The 17,100-nt window shown below is 62.4% G+C and carries 17 protein-coding genes and 1 tRNA gene; 7 read left to right on the forward strand and 11 right to left on the reverse strand.

What is annotated here, in order from left to right:
- The first annotated feature begins 45 nt into the window (after positions 1-45).
- Positions 46-122: transfer RNA gene (locus QOS90_RS17845), tRNA-Arg, on the forward strand.
- A 160-nt stretch (positions 123-282) separates the two neighbouring features.
- Positions 283-2,013 (forward strand): dipeptidase, encoded by a 1,731-nt coding sequence (locus tag QOS90_RS17850; RefSeq protein WP_159455785.1) that lies wholly within the window; start codon positions 283-285, stop codon positions 2,011-2,013.
- 133 nt (positions 2,014-2,146) lie between these two features.
- Here QOS90_RS17850 and QOS90_RS17855 read toward each other — a convergent pair whose 3' ends face one another.
- Genes QOS90_RS17855 through QOS90_RS17865 form a run of 3 tightly spaced genes read right to left on the reverse strand, consistent with a single transcriptional unit; the run spans position 2,147 to position 6,183 of the window.
- Entirely contained in the window at positions 2,147-2,980 is an 834-nt protein-coding gene (locus QOS90_RS17855; protein WP_027595145.1) for a hypothetical protein, read from the reverse strand.
- Entirely contained in the window at positions 2,977-4,584 is a 1,608-nt protein-coding gene (locus tag QOS90_RS17860; RefSeq protein ID WP_085273887.1) for a hypothetical protein, read from the reverse strand. The genes QOS90_RS17855 and QOS90_RS17860 overlap by 4 nt, the downstream gene beginning before the upstream one ends.
- A 21-nt stretch (positions 4,585-4,605) precedes the next feature.
- A complete protein-coding gene (locus QOS90_RS17865; protein WP_085273888.1) occupies positions 4,606-6,183 on the reverse strand; it encodes an OmpA family protein in 1,578 nt (525 codons plus the stop codon).
- A 256-nt stretch (positions 6,184-6,439) separates the two neighbouring features.
- On the opposite strand from QOS90_RS17865, the gene QOS90_RS17870 reads away from it, so the two are divergent.
- Positions 6,440-6,877 carry a CBS domain-containing protein gene (locus tag QOS90_RS17870; protein ID WP_085273889.1) on the forward strand — a complete coding sequence of 146 codons (438 nt, stop codon included), beginning with the start codon at positions 6,440-6,442 and terminating at the stop codon, positions 6,875-6,877.
- 6 nt (positions 6,878-6,883) lie between these two features.
- On the opposite strand, the gene QOS90_RS17875 is transcribed toward QOS90_RS17870, so the two are convergent.
- The 3 genes from QOS90_RS17875 to QOS90_RS17885 form a co-directional block, all read right to left on the reverse strand.
- Positions 6,884-7,522 (reverse strand): hypothetical protein, encoded by a 639-nt coding sequence (locus tag QOS90_RS17875; protein WP_027595141.1) that lies wholly within the window; start codon positions 7,520-7,522, stop codon positions 6,884-6,886.
- 69 nt (positions 7,523-7,591) lie between these two features.
- On the reverse strand, positions 7,592-7,834 hold the full coding sequence (locus QOS90_RS17880) for a DUF2789 domain-containing protein (RefSeq protein ID WP_085273890.1): 243 nt from the start codon (positions 7,832-7,834) through the stop codon (positions 7,592-7,594).
- Positions 7,835-7,895: 61 nt separating this feature from the next.
- A complete protein-coding gene (locus tag QOS90_RS17885; protein ID WP_027595139.1) occupies positions 7,896-8,354 on the reverse strand; it encodes an aminoacyl-tRNA deacylase in 459 nt (152 codons plus the stop codon).
- Between the two features lie 99 nt (positions 8,355-8,453).
- Here QOS90_RS17885 and QOS90_RS17890 point away from each other — a divergent pair, with 99 nt between their 5' ends.
- Positions 8,454-9,803: an NfeD family protein gene (locus tag QOS90_RS17890; protein ID WP_027595138.1), complete on the forward strand. Its 1,350-nt coding sequence runs from the start codon at positions 8,454-8,456 to the stop codon at positions 9,801-9,803.
- A gap of 2 nt (positions 9,804-9,805) precedes the next feature.
- On the forward strand, positions 9,806-10,558 hold the full coding sequence (locus QOS90_RS17895; protein ID WP_085273891.1) for a slipin family protein: 753 nt from the start codon (positions 9,806-9,808) through the stop codon (positions 10,556-10,558).
- A 31-nt stretch (positions 10,559-10,589) separates the two neighbouring features.
- Here QOS90_RS17895 and QOS90_RS17900 read toward each other — a convergent pair whose 3' ends face one another.
- Both QOS90_RS17900 and QOS90_RS17905 read right to left on the reverse strand, forming a co-directional pair.
- Positions 10,590-11,222: a LysE family transporter gene (locus tag QOS90_RS17900; protein ID WP_027595136.1), complete on the reverse strand. Its 633-nt coding sequence runs from the start codon at positions 11,220-11,222 to the stop codon at positions 10,590-10,592.
- A gap of 235 nt (positions 11,223-11,457) precedes the next feature.
- Positions 11,458-13,368, reverse strand: a complete 1,911-nt coding sequence (locus QOS90_RS17905) for an ATP-binding cassette domain-containing protein (RefSeq protein ID WP_085273892.1) — start codon at positions 13,366-13,368, stop codon at positions 11,458-11,460.
- Positions 13,369-13,418: 50 nt separating this feature from the next.
- On the opposite strand from QOS90_RS17905, the gene QOS90_RS17910 reads away from it, so the two are divergent.
- Positions 13,419-13,901, forward strand: coding sequence for a TIGR02444 family protein (locus tag QOS90_RS17910; RefSeq protein WP_085273893.1), 483 nt, complete (start codon positions 13,419-13,421; stop codon positions 13,899-13,901).
- Here QOS90_RS17910 and QOS90_RS17915 read toward each other — a convergent pair.
- The gene (locus tag QOS90_RS17915; RefSeq protein ID WP_085273894.1) at positions 13,877-14,935 is read right to left on the reverse strand and encodes an AlgP family protein; all 1,059 of its coding nucleotides are present in this window, start codon (positions 14,933-14,935) and stop codon (positions 13,877-13,879) included. The genes QOS90_RS17910 and QOS90_RS17915 overlap by 25 nt on opposite strands.
- A 228-nt stretch (positions 14,936-15,163) precedes the next feature.
- On the opposite strand from QOS90_RS17915, the gene QOS90_RS17920 reads away from it, so the two are divergent.
- The gene (locus QOS90_RS17920) at positions 15,164-15,814 is read left to right on the forward strand and encodes an FKBP-type peptidyl-prolyl cis-trans isomerase (protein ID WP_085273895.1); all 651 of its coding nucleotides are present in this window, start codon (positions 15,164-15,166) and stop codon (positions 15,812-15,814) included.
- A 9-nt stretch (positions 15,815-15,823) separates the two neighbouring features.
- Here QOS90_RS17920 and QOS90_RS17925 read toward each other — a convergent pair whose 3' ends face one another.
- Positions 15,824-16,294 carry an Rsd/AlgQ family anti-sigma factor gene (locus tag QOS90_RS17925; protein WP_027595131.1) on the reverse strand — a complete coding sequence of 157 codons (471 nt, stop codon included), beginning with the start codon at positions 16,292-16,294 and terminating at the stop codon, positions 15,824-15,826.
- Positions 16,295-16,525: 231 nt separating this feature from the next.
- Positions 16,526-17,032, reverse strand: coding sequence for a disulfide bond formation protein B (locus QOS90_RS17930; protein ID WP_027595130.1), 507 nt, complete (start codon positions 17,030-17,032; stop codon positions 16,526-16,528).
- Positions 17,033-17,100 lie beyond the last annotated feature (68 nt).

The following is a 17,100-nucleotide window of genomic DNA, read 5'->3' on the forward strand; positions in this document are numbered from 1 at the left end:
GGCGATGGACGCAACCGAAACAGATGGGTATCATGCGTGCGCGTTGCACTCGTAGCTCAGCTGGATAGAGTACTGCCCTCCGAAGGCAGGGGTCGTGGGTTCGAATCCCGCCGAGTGCGCCATCTTCGAAAGCCCTGGGATTTTTCCCGGGGCTTTTTCGTTTGTGCGACATGTCGCGTTTCTGGTACTCCCGTACTGCAGAGCATTGGTGTTAGCGTGGGCACCTTCCCGTTTTTCGAACGGGTACCCCCAACAATGACTCGCGAAGGAATGCGCGCGCCCATGTACCTGAAAAAACTCACCGCTACCTCACTGCTGCTGGCCAGCATCGGCCTGTTCAGCGTACCGGCCCAGGCCAACCTCTCCCAGCAACAATCCGCGGCCATCATCAAGGCCTACGACGGCACAGAACTGGCGGACTTCAAACAGTTCATCGGCAAGCTCAACGGCAGCGACCTGGCCAAGGCCGACAACCTCGGCGAGACGCTGAGCGCGTACTTGGCCAACAAGCCGCTGGCCGACGAGCAACAGAACGAAATCAACCGCCTGCTGGGCCTGTATACCCGTATCAAGTACGGCAAGGCCGCCACCGAGACCCTGCGCGAACTGGTGGCCATCCCCACCTTCAGCGTCGATGGCGTACCGCAGCACGAGAACCCCGAGTTCCTGAAGATCGCGGACAAGATCAAAGCCCTGGCCGAAGGCTTTGGCCTGACGTTCCGCAATATCGACAACCGGGTCTACGAAATCACCCTGGGCGAAGGCAAAGAGGTGGTCGGCATCCATGCCCACGCCGACGTGGTGCCGGTCAACCCGGACAACTGGAAGCTGGACGATGGCACTCGCCTCGACCCCTTCAAGGTCACGCTGGTGGGTGACCGCATGTATGGCCGCGGCACCGAAGACGACAAGAACGGCATCGTCGTGGCGCTGTATGCGCTGAAAGTGGCCAAGGACGAAAAGCTGCCGCTGGCCCGGCAACTCAAACTGCTGGTGGACACCACCGAAGAAACCAGCGGTGACGCGATCCCTTACTACTTCGAGCGCAACCCGACGCCCGACTACAACCTGGCGCTGGACGGCGGCTACCCTGTGGTGATCGCCGAGAAAGGCTACGGCACGGTCATGGCCAGCTTCGCCAAGCGCGCCGCCACCGGCAAGGGCGCCGAAATCACCCACCTCACCGGCGGACTGGCCACCAACCAGATCCCGACGACGTCGGTCGCCACCCTGGCCAGCGACAAGCCTGCCGAACTGGCAGCCAGCCTGAACAAAGCCGGTGCCGCGTATGTGAAGGGCAACGGCGGTGATTTCAGCATCGATGCCAAGGTGGTCGGCAAGAACGTGCAGCTCACTGTGAAAGGCGTCTCGGCCCACTCCTCGGAGCCAGAGTCCGGGGTCAACCCGGTGGCGCGCATGCTGGTGTTCATCAATGGCCTGGGCAAGCAGGTGCCACTCAAGCACAACCAGTTCACCGACGCCGCCCGCTATGCCAGCGACAACTGGGGCCTGGACTACCTGGGCAAAAAGCTCGGCGTAGGCTTTGAAGACGCGTTCATGGGGCCGCTGACCGCCTCGCCGACCTTTGTCGGCGTGGACGACAAGGGGCTGAAACTGGCGGTCAACCTGCGTATCCCGAAGGGCAAGGAAATTGCCGTGATCAAGGATGACCTGGCGACCAAGCTGGATAAATGGAAGAGCACCAGCCACGTCCCAGTGGCCTTCGACTACAGCCTCGACGCGCCGATGTACCGCAACCCGGAGGGCGAGTGGGTCAAGGCCCTGCTTGCCGTGGCCAGCGAGAACCTGGGCATGAAGCACGAGTTTGGCACGTCGGCGGGGGCGACCTCGGTGCATGACTTGCCCAACGGCGTGCAGTTCGGCCTGGCCATGCCTGACGTGAAATACACCGGGCACAACGACAACGAGTTCAAGACCGTGGAGCAGTTCATGCTGGATCTGCAGGTAGTGAGCGAGATGGTCGCGCGCATCGGGCAGATGCCGAAGCTGTAGCGCAATCACCTGTAGGAGCAGCCTTGCGCTGCGAAGAGGCCAGTGACAACACAGTAGATCTGCGCTGTTGTCACCGGCCTCTTCGCAGCGCAAGGCTGCTCCTACAAGGGTGCGTATTACTCGGAAGGCCGGGTTATCGAAGGTCGGTACTCAGGCTAGGCGTGCCAAAGCCTTCCAACGTTGCGTTGGACGCATTCAAGTACTGCGCCCAGAAGTCGTTCAGCGCATCCATGGTCTTGCCAGAGCGGTAGGCATGCTTCACCGCGTCGGTGACCAGCCCAGCGCCAGACACATACACCCGGGCGCCTTGCAGGTCGGCGTACAGCCCCTTGCTCTGCGCAAGCTTCAGCTCGTTGCCAACGTTCAGCTGCTTGATCTGGTTGGCCGCGTAGAAGCTGGTGTAGTCGGAATGCTCGAGCATGTCCGAAATCAGGTACACCACCCGCTCCTGGATACCCTGCTCTTTGCCCATGTCTTCACCGACACGGCGCAGGGTGTTCATGATTTCGCTCTTGGGGATGTCCTGACGCGCCTCGCGCAGGCCCTTCACGAACAGCCCGCCGAAACCGGTCTGAAACGCCTTTTTCTGGGTCGCCAGGCACTGGTCCAGGCCACGCAGCTTGCGCATGTTCACATCGTCGCGAACCTCTCCCTGCAACGGCGTGTCCAGCTCGCCGGCATACACCAGGCGCTGATACTCACCCGGCAGGAACGCCGAGAAGGTATAGAGCCTGACGCGATCGCCCGGCTGCACGAACCGGTCGATCTGGCCCCAGGCGCTGCGCTGCAAGTCTTCTGGCATCGGGATGGTCTGATCGATGATCACCACCAGCTCGCGGCCGGAACCTGCAGGCTTGATGTCTGCCAGGCCGTTGCGCGTGTAGCAGCTCTGCAGATCGTTGCGTTCGGCGGCCAGCGCTGCACACGGCAGCGCCAGCGCCAGGATCAGGGCCTTGGCAAGCCTCATGACAGCATGCCCTCCTTCTTCGCAGGGAACAGGCCAAGGGCCTTGAGTGCTTGCTGTTGCTCGCGGATGTCGCGCAGTTGCGCCTCGCTGACATTCAGCGCACGGCTGGCGGCGGCCAGGCTTTCTTCCGGCAGGCCAGTCACATCGTGGAACTCGGAGGCCTTGATAGCGACCGGCTCGGCCACTGCAGCAGCAGGGGCAACAGGGGCTACGGCAGGCGCAGGCTCGACCGGCATCGCGGCGACAGCGACGGCTACAGCCGCGGGTGCTGGCGCAACGGTTTCAATCGTCCGGGCTGGCTTCTCTGGCTGCTCCGATACTTTGTCAGCCTTGTGTTCGACGAAGCTCAAGAAATTGCGGCGGGCGGTGTTTTCCCCATCCAGTGCAGTCAGCACATTGGCATCGGTGTGATCACGGCTGGACAACAAGGTCTGCAAGCGGCGCAGCTTGTCATCGGCATGGCTGGCGATGGCCGAACGCTTCTGGTCCATCGCATCGAGCATTTCTTCGGAGGTGGCGTACTTGTGCGTACGCTGCCAGGCGGTGTGCGAGTGCGTACCGGCGAAGAAGTAGCGGCTGGCCAGCCACAGGCTGATGCCCTGGATCGCCACGTAGATCAGCGACAGCATCACGTAGGTCGTTAGGCTGGCCTTGCGGATCGCCTGCATCTTGTCGTCGATGGTGGCGTTATCCGCTTCATCGTTGATGGCCTGGGATTCTGCTGGCAGGTCGAACGGCGAGCCCGCGGTGCTGCTTTGCGTGGACGCTTCGGCACGCATGCCGTTGACCATCTCGGTCTCGATGCTGTCCAGGGTGGCCGAACGGATGAGGAAGGCACCAATGGCCATGGCCACCACGAACGCACCGCAGGTGATCAACCAGAAGAACTTGCGCGTGACGTTGGCGTTCACGTCCTTCACACGGGCCAGCAACTGCTCGTAGTCAGGCTTGTCCGAGTCGCTGAAGGAGTCTTCCAGGTTGATGGCTTTGTTGGCTTTCAGCGAGCGCGAACGCTTGGAAGGCTCTTCACCCTGCCACCAATGGCGGGCGCGAGCGACCAGGCTGTTGTGGTGCACCGCGTGCCCGGCAGCCTCGGCCAGAAACGCCGACGCAACGGCCAGCAGAATCGCCACGAATGCCGTCAGCCAGTGACGGTCATTGGTCGACGCGTCCATGTTGACCCAGCCGGCGACCACATAGGCAAACCCCATGGCCTCGATCACCACCAGCAACAGGACAACCGCCAACACCCACCACGGCCGTGCAGAACGGCCGGCCTCACCGGCCTTGGACAGGTAGTCCAGGTAGGCACTGTAGGCGTTCGCGTCCTTGGCGTAGAGCTTGAACTTCTTGTTGTACACGTTCGACAGGGTGACTTCGTGGTTGATCCAGCCTTCAGCGTCGACCGAAGCCGGCTTGCGCGACAGGCGCGCGACCGTACCGATCAAGGGGAAGCTGTGCCAGACACGGGTCAGGAAGTAGGAAACCTCTTCCCAATAGTTACGCACGATCACCGCAGTGATCAGCAACGAAAGCAGGCCGGCAGAGAGCAACTGATTGGCGAGAATCAGTGATTTAAGTGCAGCGAGCGAAAAGTCTTCCATTCAGGACGTCCTTGACTGGGGTTATTTGGTAGCCGGGATCGGCTTGTAGGAAGCGACGAACGCGTCACTGCCGGCGGCATAGAACAAGGCACCTTGGCTGACCTCGGCGTTGCCTTTGCTGAATACGATGTCCATGCACGAAATCGATGCCTGGGCATCACTGGCGAAGACCCGGTAGAGCACTTCGCTTTCGCCTTCATAGGTGTTGGCCACGGCCTTCATGGTGCGTGGTTTGTGCTGCGTGGGCTGTTTGTAGTCTTCGACCAACTGCAGGATCGGCTGGCGGTCGACCATGGCGTTCTCACGCAAGATCGATACTGGCGACACGGTCACCAGGTGCCCGTTGACCAGGTTGGCCCAGACCCGGTTGTTGTAACCCGGCAGGTAGTCCTTGGTGGCGCGGCGCTGCAAAGGTTGGTCGTTGACCATGCTCAGCACTTCGCCGGCATTGCGTGGGCGGTCGGCCTCGCAGCTGGACATCGGCATCTGCGCGGCGTATGCGCTGCTGATCAGCGTGAAGCCACTCTGTTTCGGCTTGATGCTCTGCGCCATGGTCCAGCTGTAGTTGGCCACGGGGGTACCGGCGAAATCGACCTGCGGACGCACAGCTGCAACAGCCTTCGCGGTGCTGGTGCTGGTGCTGGTGCTGGTGCTGCTGGTACTGGTGGTTGCGCTGGCGGTACTGCTGGCCGTGGCAGGCGTACGCTGTGCCGTGGTCGGCTTGCTCGCGGCAGGCTTGCTGCTCGCGTGTGCGGTAGTGGTCGCCTGCCGAGGTTTGGCAGCGGTCGAGGTGCCGTAGTGCAGGTAGCGGGTGTTGCCCGCTTCTGCCTGGGCGCGCATTACCAGGGCCTGTTCGTTGGCCAGCTCGACGATTTCCACACGGCGGTTCTGGCCACGCAGCAACGGGTCGCTGTTATCGGCAATCGGGCGCGATGCCCCGGCGCCTTGGTAATAGATGGCACTGGCCGGGATGCCGGCCTGCAGCATGACCTTGCCCACGGTCTTGGCGCGGCGCTCGGACAGCTTCTGGTTGAAATCGGCATTGCCCACGGCATCGCTGTGGCCAACGATCAACAAGCGACGTGCCTGCGCCTCCTTGGCGGCGGCCTGCTTGTCGGTGGCGGCCGGCTTGGCATACATCTGCGCCAGCTTGGCCACGGCGCGCTGGCCGTTGGGGGTCAGTTGGTCGGAGCCAGTGGCGAACATCCCGGTGTCTTCGATCTGGGTCACCAGGCCCGCCTGTTCAGGGACGGCGGTCACCACCGCAGCCGAGGCAACGGTCAACTTCTCGGTGGTGATCTTCAGGTTCTCTTCCTTGGCGATGCGGTCAAGCTCCTGCAAGCGCGACTGCCAGACATAACCGGCGATGCACCCCAACGTGCCGCCGACTGCAACGCCCGGCAAGATGCCGTCCTTGCCTTTAAGGGCATAACCGGCAGCGCCCCCGGCGACAACCCCGACACCACAGAGCACGGGCATGCCGTAGTCCCTGCCAATGTCTTTAACGCTCTTGGAAATATTGTCGATCTGTTGGCTGCTGCAACCGGCAGCGGTGATGAAGGCGCAACTGAGCGCTGTGAGGCGAAACATGCTTTGCATTGCGGCTCCTTGCCGAAACAGGTCTGGATGATGGCAACTTGACATGCATTGTCACAGATTACCGGGGATTTTGCCCCACCCAGGTAAGCATCTCCAGCGCCGGATACACGGCTTGCCGGAGTGCTTGGTACACAATCGATTCAACCATGACGTTTTTCAATCGCCTCCATGCCGTTTCCTGCATTGCCGTGCAGAGCGCCGTGCCGGATGCTTTATTTACATTGAGACAGCGCTTTTTCCACCCGCAGAGGCCCGTATGAAAAACGTCGAACAAATCCTCAAGACCAAGTCGAAGCACCAGACCGTTTACACCATCGGCCCGGACGACTCGGTACTGGACGCCCTTAAACTGCTGGCGGAGAAAAATATCGGTGCGCTGCCCGTGGTGGAGAACAACCAGGTGATCGGCATCGTCAGTGAGCGGGATTATGCCCGCAAGCTGGTGCTCAAAGGCCGTTCGTCAGCGGCAACGCCGGTACGCGAGATCATGAGCGCCCCGGTGATTACCGTGGAACCCAAGCACAATCTGGAATATTGCATGAACCAGATGACCAACCTGCACCTGCGTCACCTGCCGGTGGTCAGTAATGGCGAACTGCTGGGCCTGTTGTCGATTGGCGACCTGGTGAAGGAAACCATCGCCGAACAGGCCAACCTGATCCTGCAGCTGGAGCAGTACATCCGCGGCGAGTAAACCGCCTCAGTGATAGGCGCGCTCCAGTTCGTCCAGTTGGTGGTCGAAGCTGCGCAGGCGCGCCGACCAGGTGTACACCAGCACTTCAAGGTCGCGGTTGAGCACGGCAGTGGTGCCATTGCCCGTGCTCGTCGGCTCGCCCAGGTCGAGCTGATAGCGTTCGCGGGCCATGGCCGCCGCCACGCTGGAGAGGTCCCGTGCGTTGGCCAGCCAGTGGTGGTGGTGATCGTGGATTTCACGGTCGAGCGCCCGGCACTGGCGCTTTAAGGCGTCCAGGCTTTGCTCCAGCGGGGTGCCCTTGAGCTCACCCATGACTTCTTCGAAGGTGCGCCCGGAGTGCCAGTAGCTGCCCCAGAAATAGCGGTCGAATACCGTTTCGACCCGGCGCAGGGCAACCTTGGTGTTCCAGATGGTCAGCAACGTTCGCCCCTGGATCACCTCACGCTTGTTCAGGCGCAACTGTTGCCAGGCGATCCAGGTCAGCGCCACCAGCGCAACCGCCACGGTGACCGCGGCGGCGGCGTAGAGAAACTGCACCGCCTGGTTCATCTGTTGCGTCTGCCTGATGCCATAGAAGTAACTGGCCGTCAGCGTGCCCAGGATCGTCACGGAGCACCAGAACCCTGGTGCGTAGGGATCTTTCATCGCGCTATCCCCTTATTGTTTTCCTGAGCATAGCAACGGCCAATCACTCGTCAGGTGCCGCTCGGCGCTTTATTTTCGGGGGCGGCGCAACGCCTCGTTGAGTTGGTCGAAAGGGACTGCCCAATCAGCATCTTCGTTGATGCTGTCCTTGAGGAAGTTGCGCTGGGCATCGGTCCAAAACGGGGCATCGACCAGCTTGATCTCGTTTTGCAGCGGCGAGTGGCTGGTGATGAATTGATCGATACTCAAAGCATCGTCAGGCAAGCCCAGCTGTTTGAACAGCTCGGCGAATGGATGGATCGGTGCTTCCATGATTCCTCCTAAAAGCCGGTCAGGCCGTCCACGACGCCCGCCCGGCGTTGGCTTGAGAACATCAGCACAGCTCACGCACTTCGGCGTGCGGTACCAGCTTCATGAACTGCTCCATGCTCATGTGGATCAGGTGATCGTGGTCACCCGCCTCCAGGTAGACATCACCTTGCCGGGTAAGGGTCGGGTCGAGCAGCATTTTTATATCGTAGGCATCGCCAAGTGCCGGCACTGCGCCGCGTTCGCAATCGCCGAACAGCGTCGGCAGGCCGCTTTCGCGGGTCAGTTGCCAGGCGCCCGACATGCGCACCTTGCTCATGTCCAGATGCCGGTTGGCTGGTAGCACGGCCAGGATGTAGTTGCCATGCCGGTCATCGAGCACCACCGACTTGGCGACCCGCTCGGCGGGTACACCGGCCGTGCGTGCCGACTCCAGGCTGGTGGCTGAATGTGGATGGGGAATGATGTCGTAGTCGCAGTTGGCCTTGTCCAGGCGGGCCTGCAGGGTCTTTGCCATACGCATGATGCACCTCCGGTATTGCGCCCCCAATCTTCAATTTTAGGCCTTGGCCCGGCAGGCATGACTAAACTTGTGTAATAGGGACGAACGAGGTGACGACAGGTGGCCGCTCGCTGGTGGCGCTGGCTGTTGCTGTTAATGCTGCTTGGGCTGGCACCGGGCAGCCAGGCAGCGCCCGGTGCCGTCTGGGTGTTGAGCATCGACGATGCCATCGGCCCGGCCAGTGCCGACTACCTGGTGCGCAGCCTGGACCAGGCCCATGCACAAGGCGCGCAACTTGTGGTCATCCGCATGGATACCCCTGGTGGCCTGGACAGCGCCATGCGCCAGATGATCAAAGCCATCCTCGCCAGCCCCGTGCCGGTTGCCAGCTTCGTCGCGCCCAGCGGTGCACGGGCCGCTAGCGCTGGCACTTACATCCTTTATGCCAGCCATGTCGCAGCCATGGCCCCCGGGACCAACCTGGGCGCGGCCACCCCGGTGCAGATCGGCGGCCCCCCGGGCATGCCCAAGGACGACAAGGCCAAGCCCAGTGGTGATGAACAAACCCTCGCCCGCAAGCAGGTCAATGACGCTGCTGCCTACATACGCGGCCTGGCGCAGCTGCGCGGGCGCAATGCCGATTGGGCGGAGCAGGCCGTGCGCGAAGCCGTCAGTTTGTCGGCCAGCGAGGCGTTGCGGCTGAAGGTGGTCGACCTCGTGGCGACTGACCTGCCCGACCTGCTGCGCCAACTCGACGGCAAAACACTGGACGCTGCCGGCCAGCCGCAGCAGATGCACACCCGCGCAGCCAGCCTGGTCGAACATCTGCCGGACTGGCGCACACGCCTGCTGGCGGTCATCACCAACCCCAGCGTGGCGCTGATCCTGATCATGGTCGGCGTGTACGGCCTGCTGTTCGAGTTCATGAGCCCCGGCTCCACCGTAGGCGGCGTGATCGGCGGTATCTGCCTATTACTGGCGCTGTATGCCCTGCAATTGCTGCCGGTGAGCTACGCCGGGGTGGCGCTGATCCTGCTCGGGCTGGCGTTCATGATTGCCGAGGCGTTCTTGCCCAGCTTTGGCGTGGTCGGCTTTGGCGGCATCGTGGCCTTCGTGGTCGGCGCAGTGATTTTGATGGACACCGACGTGCCTGGGTTCGGCATCCCCTTGCCCTTGATCGCCAGCCTGGCAGTGCTGTCGGCGCTGCTCATCGGTGGCGTGCTGGGCATGGCCCTGAAAGCGCGCAAGCGCGCCCTGGTGAGCGGCGATGCCGGCTTGGTCGGGAGCCTGGTCACGGTCACTCAGGTGCTGGCAGACAACCCGTTCTGCGGTTCGGTGCAGGCGCAGGGCGAACAGTGGCAGGTTCAGTGCGCGACGCCACTGCAGCCTGGCCAACACGTGCGAGTCACGGCGCGCCGTGGCGTGATGCTGGAGGTCAGCGCTGCTGCACCTGCGGCCCAAGGAGAATGACGATGTTCATGCAATTGGGTTTCGGCGCCCTGCTGATGCTGCTGGGCGTGTTGTTGCTGTCGGCGTTCCGGATCTTGCGCGAGTACGAGCGCGGCGTGGTGTTCCAGCTGGGACGGTTCTGGCAGGTGAAAGGGCCGGGGTTGATCCTGCTGATCCCGGTCATCCAGCAGATGGTTCGGGTCGATCTGCGCACGGTCGTGCTGGATGTACCGCCGCAGGACGTGATCACCCGCGACAACGTCTCGGTCAAGGTCAATGCCGTGCTGTACTTTCGCGTGCTCGAACCACAAAAAGCGATCATTCAGGTCGAAGACTTTCTCGTCGCTACCAGCCAGCTGGCCCAGACCACCTTACGCGCCGTGCTTGGCAAGCATGAGCTGGACGAGCTGTTGGCCGAGCGCGAGCAACTGAATGCTGATATCCGCCAGGTGCTGGACGCGCAAACCGATGCCTGGGGCATCAAAGTGGCCAATGTCGAGATCAAGCACGTCGACCTCAACGAATCGATGGTGCGTGCCATCGCGCGCCAGGCCGAGGCCGAACGTGAGCGACGGGCCAAGGTGATCCATGCCGAAGGGGAGTTGCAGGCGTCCGAAAAACTGATGCAGGCGGCGCAGATGCTCAGCAAGGAGCCAGGGGCGATGCAGTTGCGCTACATGCAGACGCTGGGGGCGATTGCCGGGGACAAGAGCTCGACCATCGTCTTTCCACTGCCGCTGGATTTGCTCAAGGGCTTTGTGGAAAAGCCGAAATAACCGGGGGCGCTTGTGCGCCCCCGATGGCCTGTCAGATAGGCGCGCGACGCAGGGTCGCGAGGAAGGTTGCCGCGCCGATGAACAACCCGGCAAAGGTGCGGTTCAGCCGCTTCTGCTGTTTGGGTGTACGCAGCAGGCGCAGCACCCGCGAAGCCAGGCCGGTGTAGCCCGCCATCACCAGCATGTCGACGGTGATCATGGTGACGGTGATGGCCACGTACTGCGGCAGCAGGGCCTCATGTGGGTTGATGAACTGCGGCAGCACCGCCAGCATGAACACCAGTGCCTTGGGGTTGCTGACGTTGACCAGAAAACCACGGAACACCAGGCTCAGCGGTTTGCCGATCGGGCGTACGGCAGACTCTTCGCTCATGTCCATCGGCAGCGCGCGCCATTGCTTGTAGGCCAGGTAGACCAGGTAGGCAACGCCAAACCACTTGATCACCGTAAAGGCGGTGGCGGAAGCGGCGAGGATAGCGCCGACGCCGGCGGCGATGATGGCGATCTGTACGATCAGGCCAATCTGCAGGCCTAGCGCGTTCCAGTAACCGCGCCAGAAACCGTACTGCAGGCCGCTGGACATCGAGGCAATCGCCCCGGCCCCCGGTGAAAGGCTGATTACCCAACACGCGGCAAAGAAGCCCAACCACACTTCCATCGACATCACACACCTCGCTCGAACATATGTTGCAAAACGTTAAGCTAAGATGTTGGCGAAAAAATAACCAGCGGATTTTGCAGATTTTGGGCCAGTTATTCCTGTGGCATGGGCGCGACCCCCCTTTGCGCCTGACACGAACAGATGTAGGAGCAGCCTTGTGCTGCGAAACGCCGCGCGAGCGGCGCTCGATCTCACAGGCGCTAAAAGGCTCCCGCCCTACGCCCCAAAGACCTCAGCTTCAGGACAGCGCCTCAAGCTCGGCCTGCATGCTTTCCAACGTTTCCAGCGCTTCCATCCAGGCTTCTTCAAGCTCGCCTTCGCGCTGCTTGAACTTGCTCTGGCGGGCCAGCACATCGCGCAGTTCGTCCTTGCGCGCGGCCTCGTACAGGCCACTGTCGCCCAACGCTGTTTCGATCTCAGCCAGTTGCGCATGCACCTGGTTGAGCTCGGCTTCCAGCTTGTCGGCCGCCTTCTTGTGCGGTGCCAGTTGCTGACGCAAGGCCGCTGCAGCCTGGCGCTGAGCTTTCTTGTCGGTCTTGTCCGGGTTGGCCGGGGTGTTGCTGACCGGCGCGTTGCGCTGACGGTACTCGACCAGCCAGCGGCTGTAGTCTTCCAGGTCGCCATCGAACGTATCGACCTTGCCGTCAGCCACCAGCAGGAAATCGTCGGTGGTGCTTTTGAGCAGGTGACGGTCGTGGGAAACCACCACCACAGCACCGGCGAACTCCTGCAAGGCCATGGTCAGCGCCAGGCGCATTTCCAGGTCCAGGTGGTTGGTCGGTTCGTCGAGCAGCAACAGGTTCGGCCGTTCCCAGGCGATCAGCGCCAGGGCAAGGCGGGCCTTTTCACCACCGGAGAAATTCACCACCGGCTCGTCGACACGGTCACCGTGGAAATCGAAGCCGCCGAGGAAGTCGCGCAGCGTCTGCTCACGCTCGGTCGGGGCAATCCGCTGCAGGTGCAACAGCGGGCTGGCCTTGTCGTCGAGGGAGTCGAGCTGGTGCTGGGCGAAGTAGCCCACCGCCAGGTTCTCGCCACGCACCAGGCGCCCGGACAGCGGCTCCAGCTCGCCGGCAAGGTTCTTGATCAGGGTCGACTTGCCCGCGCCGTTGGGGCCGAGCAGGCCGATACGCGCACCCGGCACCAGCTGCAGCTTGACCTTCTCAAGGATGGCCTTGTCGCCATAACCCAGGCGGCCTTCGGACATGTCCAGCAGTGGGCTGGAGATTTTCTGCGACTCACGGAAGACGAAGTCGAACGGCGAATCGACATGCGCCGCCGACAACTCTTCCATGCGCTCCAGGGCCTTGATCCGGCTCTGGGCCTGGCGGGCCTTGGTGGCCTGTGCCTTGAAGCGGGCGATGTACTTTTCCATGTGCGCACGCTGGGCCTGCTGCTTCTCGTAGGCTTGCTGCTGTTGCGCCAGGCGCTCGGCACGGGTGCGCTCGAAGGCGGTGTAGCCGCCCTTGTACAGGTTCAGCTTGCGCTGCTCGACGTGCACCACGTGGTCGACCACGGCATCGAGGAAATCGCGGTCGTGGGAAATCAGCAACAGGGTGCCGGGGTAGCCCTTGAGCCAGTCTTCCAGCCAGAGGATGGCATCCAGGTCCAGGTGGTTGGTGGGCTCGTCGAGTAGCAGCAGGTCGGACGGGCACATCAGTGCCTGTGCCAGGTTCAGGCGCATCCGCCAGCCACCGGAGAAGTCACCGACGCGGCGGTCCATCTGTTCGTTGGTGAAGCCAAGGCCGGCCAGCAATTTGCGTGCTCGGGCATCGGCGGTATAGCCATCGGCACTTTCCAGCTCGCTGTGCAGGCGCGCCAAGGCCGTGCCGTCGTGCGCCGTTTCGGCGATGGCAAGCTCGGCCTGCACCTTGCGCAGGCGCACGTCGCCATCGAGCACATAGTCCACCGCGAGGCGATCGAGGTTGTCGACCTCCTGGCGCATGTGGGCGATGCGCCAGTCGCCGGGCAGCTGGCAATCGCCGGAATCGGGCGAAAGCTCACCGCGCAGCAAGGCGAACAGGCTGGATTTTCCGGCGCCGTTGGCACCGATCAAACCGGCCTTGTGGCCGGCGTGCAAGGTCATCTCGGCGCCTTCTAGCAAGCGCTGCGGACCACGCTGTAAAGTGAGGTTGGATAGTCTGATCATGATGGTCGCGGAGTCTACCAGCTTCCTCGGCCCGTAGCGTGAGTGGAATCATGTACACCGACCTGTGGAATCACGCCCTGGCCTTGTATGCCAGGGCCGGCGTGGAAGAGGCCTGCCTTGACGTGCAAGCGTTGGGCGGTGACGTTTGCCTGTTGCTCTGCGGCACCTGGCTGCAAGCACGCGGCGTGGCCGCGACAGGTGAGCGCGCACAAGCCCTGCGCGACATTGCCGAACCTTGGCAGCGTGAGGTGGTGACGCCATTGCGTAACCTGCGCCAGCAATGGCGCACGGCAGCGCACAACGATGCGCAGTTGGCAGCGTTGCGTGAGCAAGTAAAGGGGTTGGAATTGCAGGCCGAGAAGGCCTTGCTGGAACGCCTGCAGGCGTGCTCGCAACAGTGGCCCGCGGACTCGCACGAGCCCACGGACGACTGGCTGGCCCGGCTAGCGCCGGACCAGGCCCAAGATCACCGCGCGCTGCATCAATTGCGCGTCGCGGCGGCAGCGCTTCAGGATGCCGAAGACGGCGCCTGAGCCGGGGTGCTGGCGGGTGCCGACGGTGCTGCGGCCGGGCTGGCCGAGTTGGTCGCGGCGGCAGGCGCGCTGGTGGCAGCCGTGGCGGGCTTGGTTTCAGCTGGCTTGCTCGCGGCTGGTTTGGCAGCAGCCGGTTTTGCAGCAGCTTTCACCGCCGGTTTTGCAGCCGGTTTGGCGGCAGCACGCGCGGGTGCTTTAGCGGCAGCCGCGGGCTTGGCAGCAGGCTTGGCCGCAGGTTTTGCAGCTGCAGGTTTAGCTGGGGCTTTGGCCGCTGCAGGTTTGGCTGCCGGTTTAGCAGCGGCGGCTTTGGCTGGCGCCTTGGCAGCAGCTGGCTTGGCTGCGGGTTTTGCAGCTGCAGCCTTGGCCGGTGCTTTGGCAGCGACGGCTTTAGCGGCTGGCTTGGCCGCAGGTTTGGCGGCGGCGGTTTTGGCGGGTGCCTTGGCGGCAGCGGCTTTTGCTGGCGCTTTGGTGGCAGCGGCTTTGGCGGCTGGCTTGGCGGCAGCAGCTCTGGCCGGCGCCTTGGCTGCAGGTGCTTTGGCGGCAGGTTTGGCGGCCGTGGCGCGTGCTGTTGGCTTGCTGGCAGCCTTGGCCGGTGCTTTAGCAGCAGCTGGTTTTGCAGCCTTGGCAGCGACGGCGCGCTGGTCCAGTGCCTTGCTCGCGGCTTCACGCACCTTGCCCACACCTTGGGCCAGCTTCAGGCTGTCCTGGGCATCACGCTTGAGCTGTTGGATGTAGGTACGGGTCTGGGTCTGGCGGTCCTTGAGCGAGTCGAGCAACCCTTCAAGTTCACCGATCGCTTTTTGTGCCTTGGTCTGCGCCTTGGCTTTACCTGCCTTGGCCGCGTCCTGCAGTTTCAGGCGACCGTTGTGCAGTTTCTCTTGTGCCTTGCCACGTTGCTTTTCCAACTTGGCCAGCAGTTTTTCCGCATCAGCCAGCGCTTGCGAGCAGGCATCTTCCAAATGTTCGAGCAGGCTGCCCGAAAGTTGCTGGAGCAGGTGCAACGGCGTACTTACTGGCTTCTTTTTGGCCGACATGGTTTACCTCCTGGCTGACGAGATTGCGGCTCATACTATGCTTCTGCTGCTACCGCCGCTAGGGCATGTTGACAGTAATATTTACGCCGCGTTGCATGCCTGGGCAAAGTTGTTATCTTGCAGCTCCGTGAAAGTGTAGTTGCTGAATTAAGCGTTGCTCATATTTGGCAGATACAGGCCAACCCCGATGTTGGCTGCCACGGCCCGCTCATTGCGCAGGAACTGTCCATGCCGCGTTTTCTTGTTTTAGGTTTGTGCCTGGTGGCGCCTTTTGCCCTGGCCAATGCAGACGACCACGACCTGGCCTACAGCCTGGGTGCCAGCCTGGGCGAGCGGCTGCGCGAAGAGATGCCGGGGCTGCAACTGGACGCCCTGGTCGAAGGCCTGCGCCAGTCCTATCAAGGGCAACCACTGAAGCTCGACAAGGCACGCATGCAGGCTGTGTTGCAGCAGCATGAAGCGCAAGCCGACAACGCCGCCGAGCAGGCTCAGGCAGAAAAACTCAAGGCGGTGGAAACACGCTTCATGGCCAACGAGCGGGCACGTGCCGGTGTGCATGAACTGCCCGAAGGCGTGCTTTACAGCGAACTGCAAAGCGGCGCCGGCGCGCAGCCGAAAGCGGGTGGCAAGGTACAGGTACGCTACGTGGGCAGGTTGCCGGATGGCTCGGTGTTCGACCAAAACCAACAGCCGCAGTGGTTCAGCCTGGATTCGGTGATCGAAGGGTGGCGGGTGGCGTTGCCTCGGATGCATGCAGGCGCGAAATGGCGCCTGGTGATTCCGTCGGCGCAAGCCTACGGTGCCGAGGGCGCGGGTGACCTGATCGCGCCCTATACCCCCTTGGTATTCGAGATCGAACTGCTGGCGGTTGGCGACTGACGCCACGCCTCAGGCTTCGACCGTGCCCTCTTCCTTATGCGCGTTGTGCAGCACCTCGATCAGGCAATCCTCCAGCTCGAAGCGCTCGTGCAGCAGGCCGCCCAGCTTGGCCAGTTTTTCGGCGAAGCGCTCGGGGTCTGTGCACTCGCCCTTCTCGCAATGGTCATTGAATGCCAGTGCGATCTGGGTGCTGTCATCGATGCGCGGGTTGATCTGCGTGGCCAGTTCAAGGCCGCGAGTGTCGCCGAAGGCCTTGGCTTCACTGACCAGCTGTTCGCTGACTTCGAAATGCCAAGCCGAGACATAATCGACCAGCACCGCGCAAAAATCGCGGTTCTTGTCCTTGTCGGCGAAGGCTGGCTTGGCGTCGCGCAACGCGCGGAAAGCCTGCACCAGTTCATGGCGCTCCTCCAGCCAACGGTCGATCAGCTTGTGAACCCCACCCCAGCGTTCCTGGGCGTTCTGACAACTATCGAGCATGGCGATCTCTTCCCTTCTGGGTAGATGCCGCTGCACCTCGCACCACGACCGCGCAGCACAAAGGTGACATCAGCAGGACGGCATCGAGCAGTTGTATTTTCGGTATGCGTGCTGGGAGATTATTCCCGCGCGTGCTGACCATCAAGGTACGCAGCAGACAAAGTTCATACAAGTGTTTAATACCCCGTTACAACACCATTGGTCGCGATAGCGTTCCAGGCTTGCGCCAGGTCAATCGCCTGCCAGGGTGCGGAAACGATACGCCAGCAGGCGGCTCAAGGGCAGCGCGCCCAGCAACAGGAATGCCAGCAGGCTCCATTCAGGCAGTGTCAGGTCAACAAAGCTCCAGGTCAGCGCGTTGCAATCCGGGCCACCCAGCAGCAATTGCCGCGCGGCTTCACGCCAGGATTGCTCGAACACATCCCAGATCGGAGCCGGGCACACGTGAACTGCCCCACCCGCCCCTTGCAGCCAGACATGCCGTGCCGCCAGCAACGCCCCCGCCGCCGAGCAGGCCAACAGTGCTTGCGCGTAACGACGAATACCCGACCTGCCCGGTGCCTGCAGCACTGCGCACAGGCAAAGCAGCCCATACAGGCCCAGTAACAAACGTTGGCTGAAGCACAACGGGCACGGCACCAGCCCCAGGGCACTTTCCAGGTGAAATGAACCGGCCAGCACAGCCAACGCGGCAAGGCAGGCAGGAAAGAAAAAAGTGCGTAAACGGGCCGGCAGCATGGGCGATGGAGGTCCCGGGGAATGAAGTGGCTTGAAACGGTAGAGGAAATAACCGCTGTGTTTCAAGG

It is taken from the genome of Pseudomonas sp. LAIL14HWK12:I10 (assembly GCF_900184205.1).
Taxonomy (GTDB): domain Bacteria; phylum Pseudomonadota; class Gammaproteobacteria; order Pseudomonadales; family Pseudomonadaceae; genus Aquipseudomonas; species Aquipseudomonas kermanshahensis.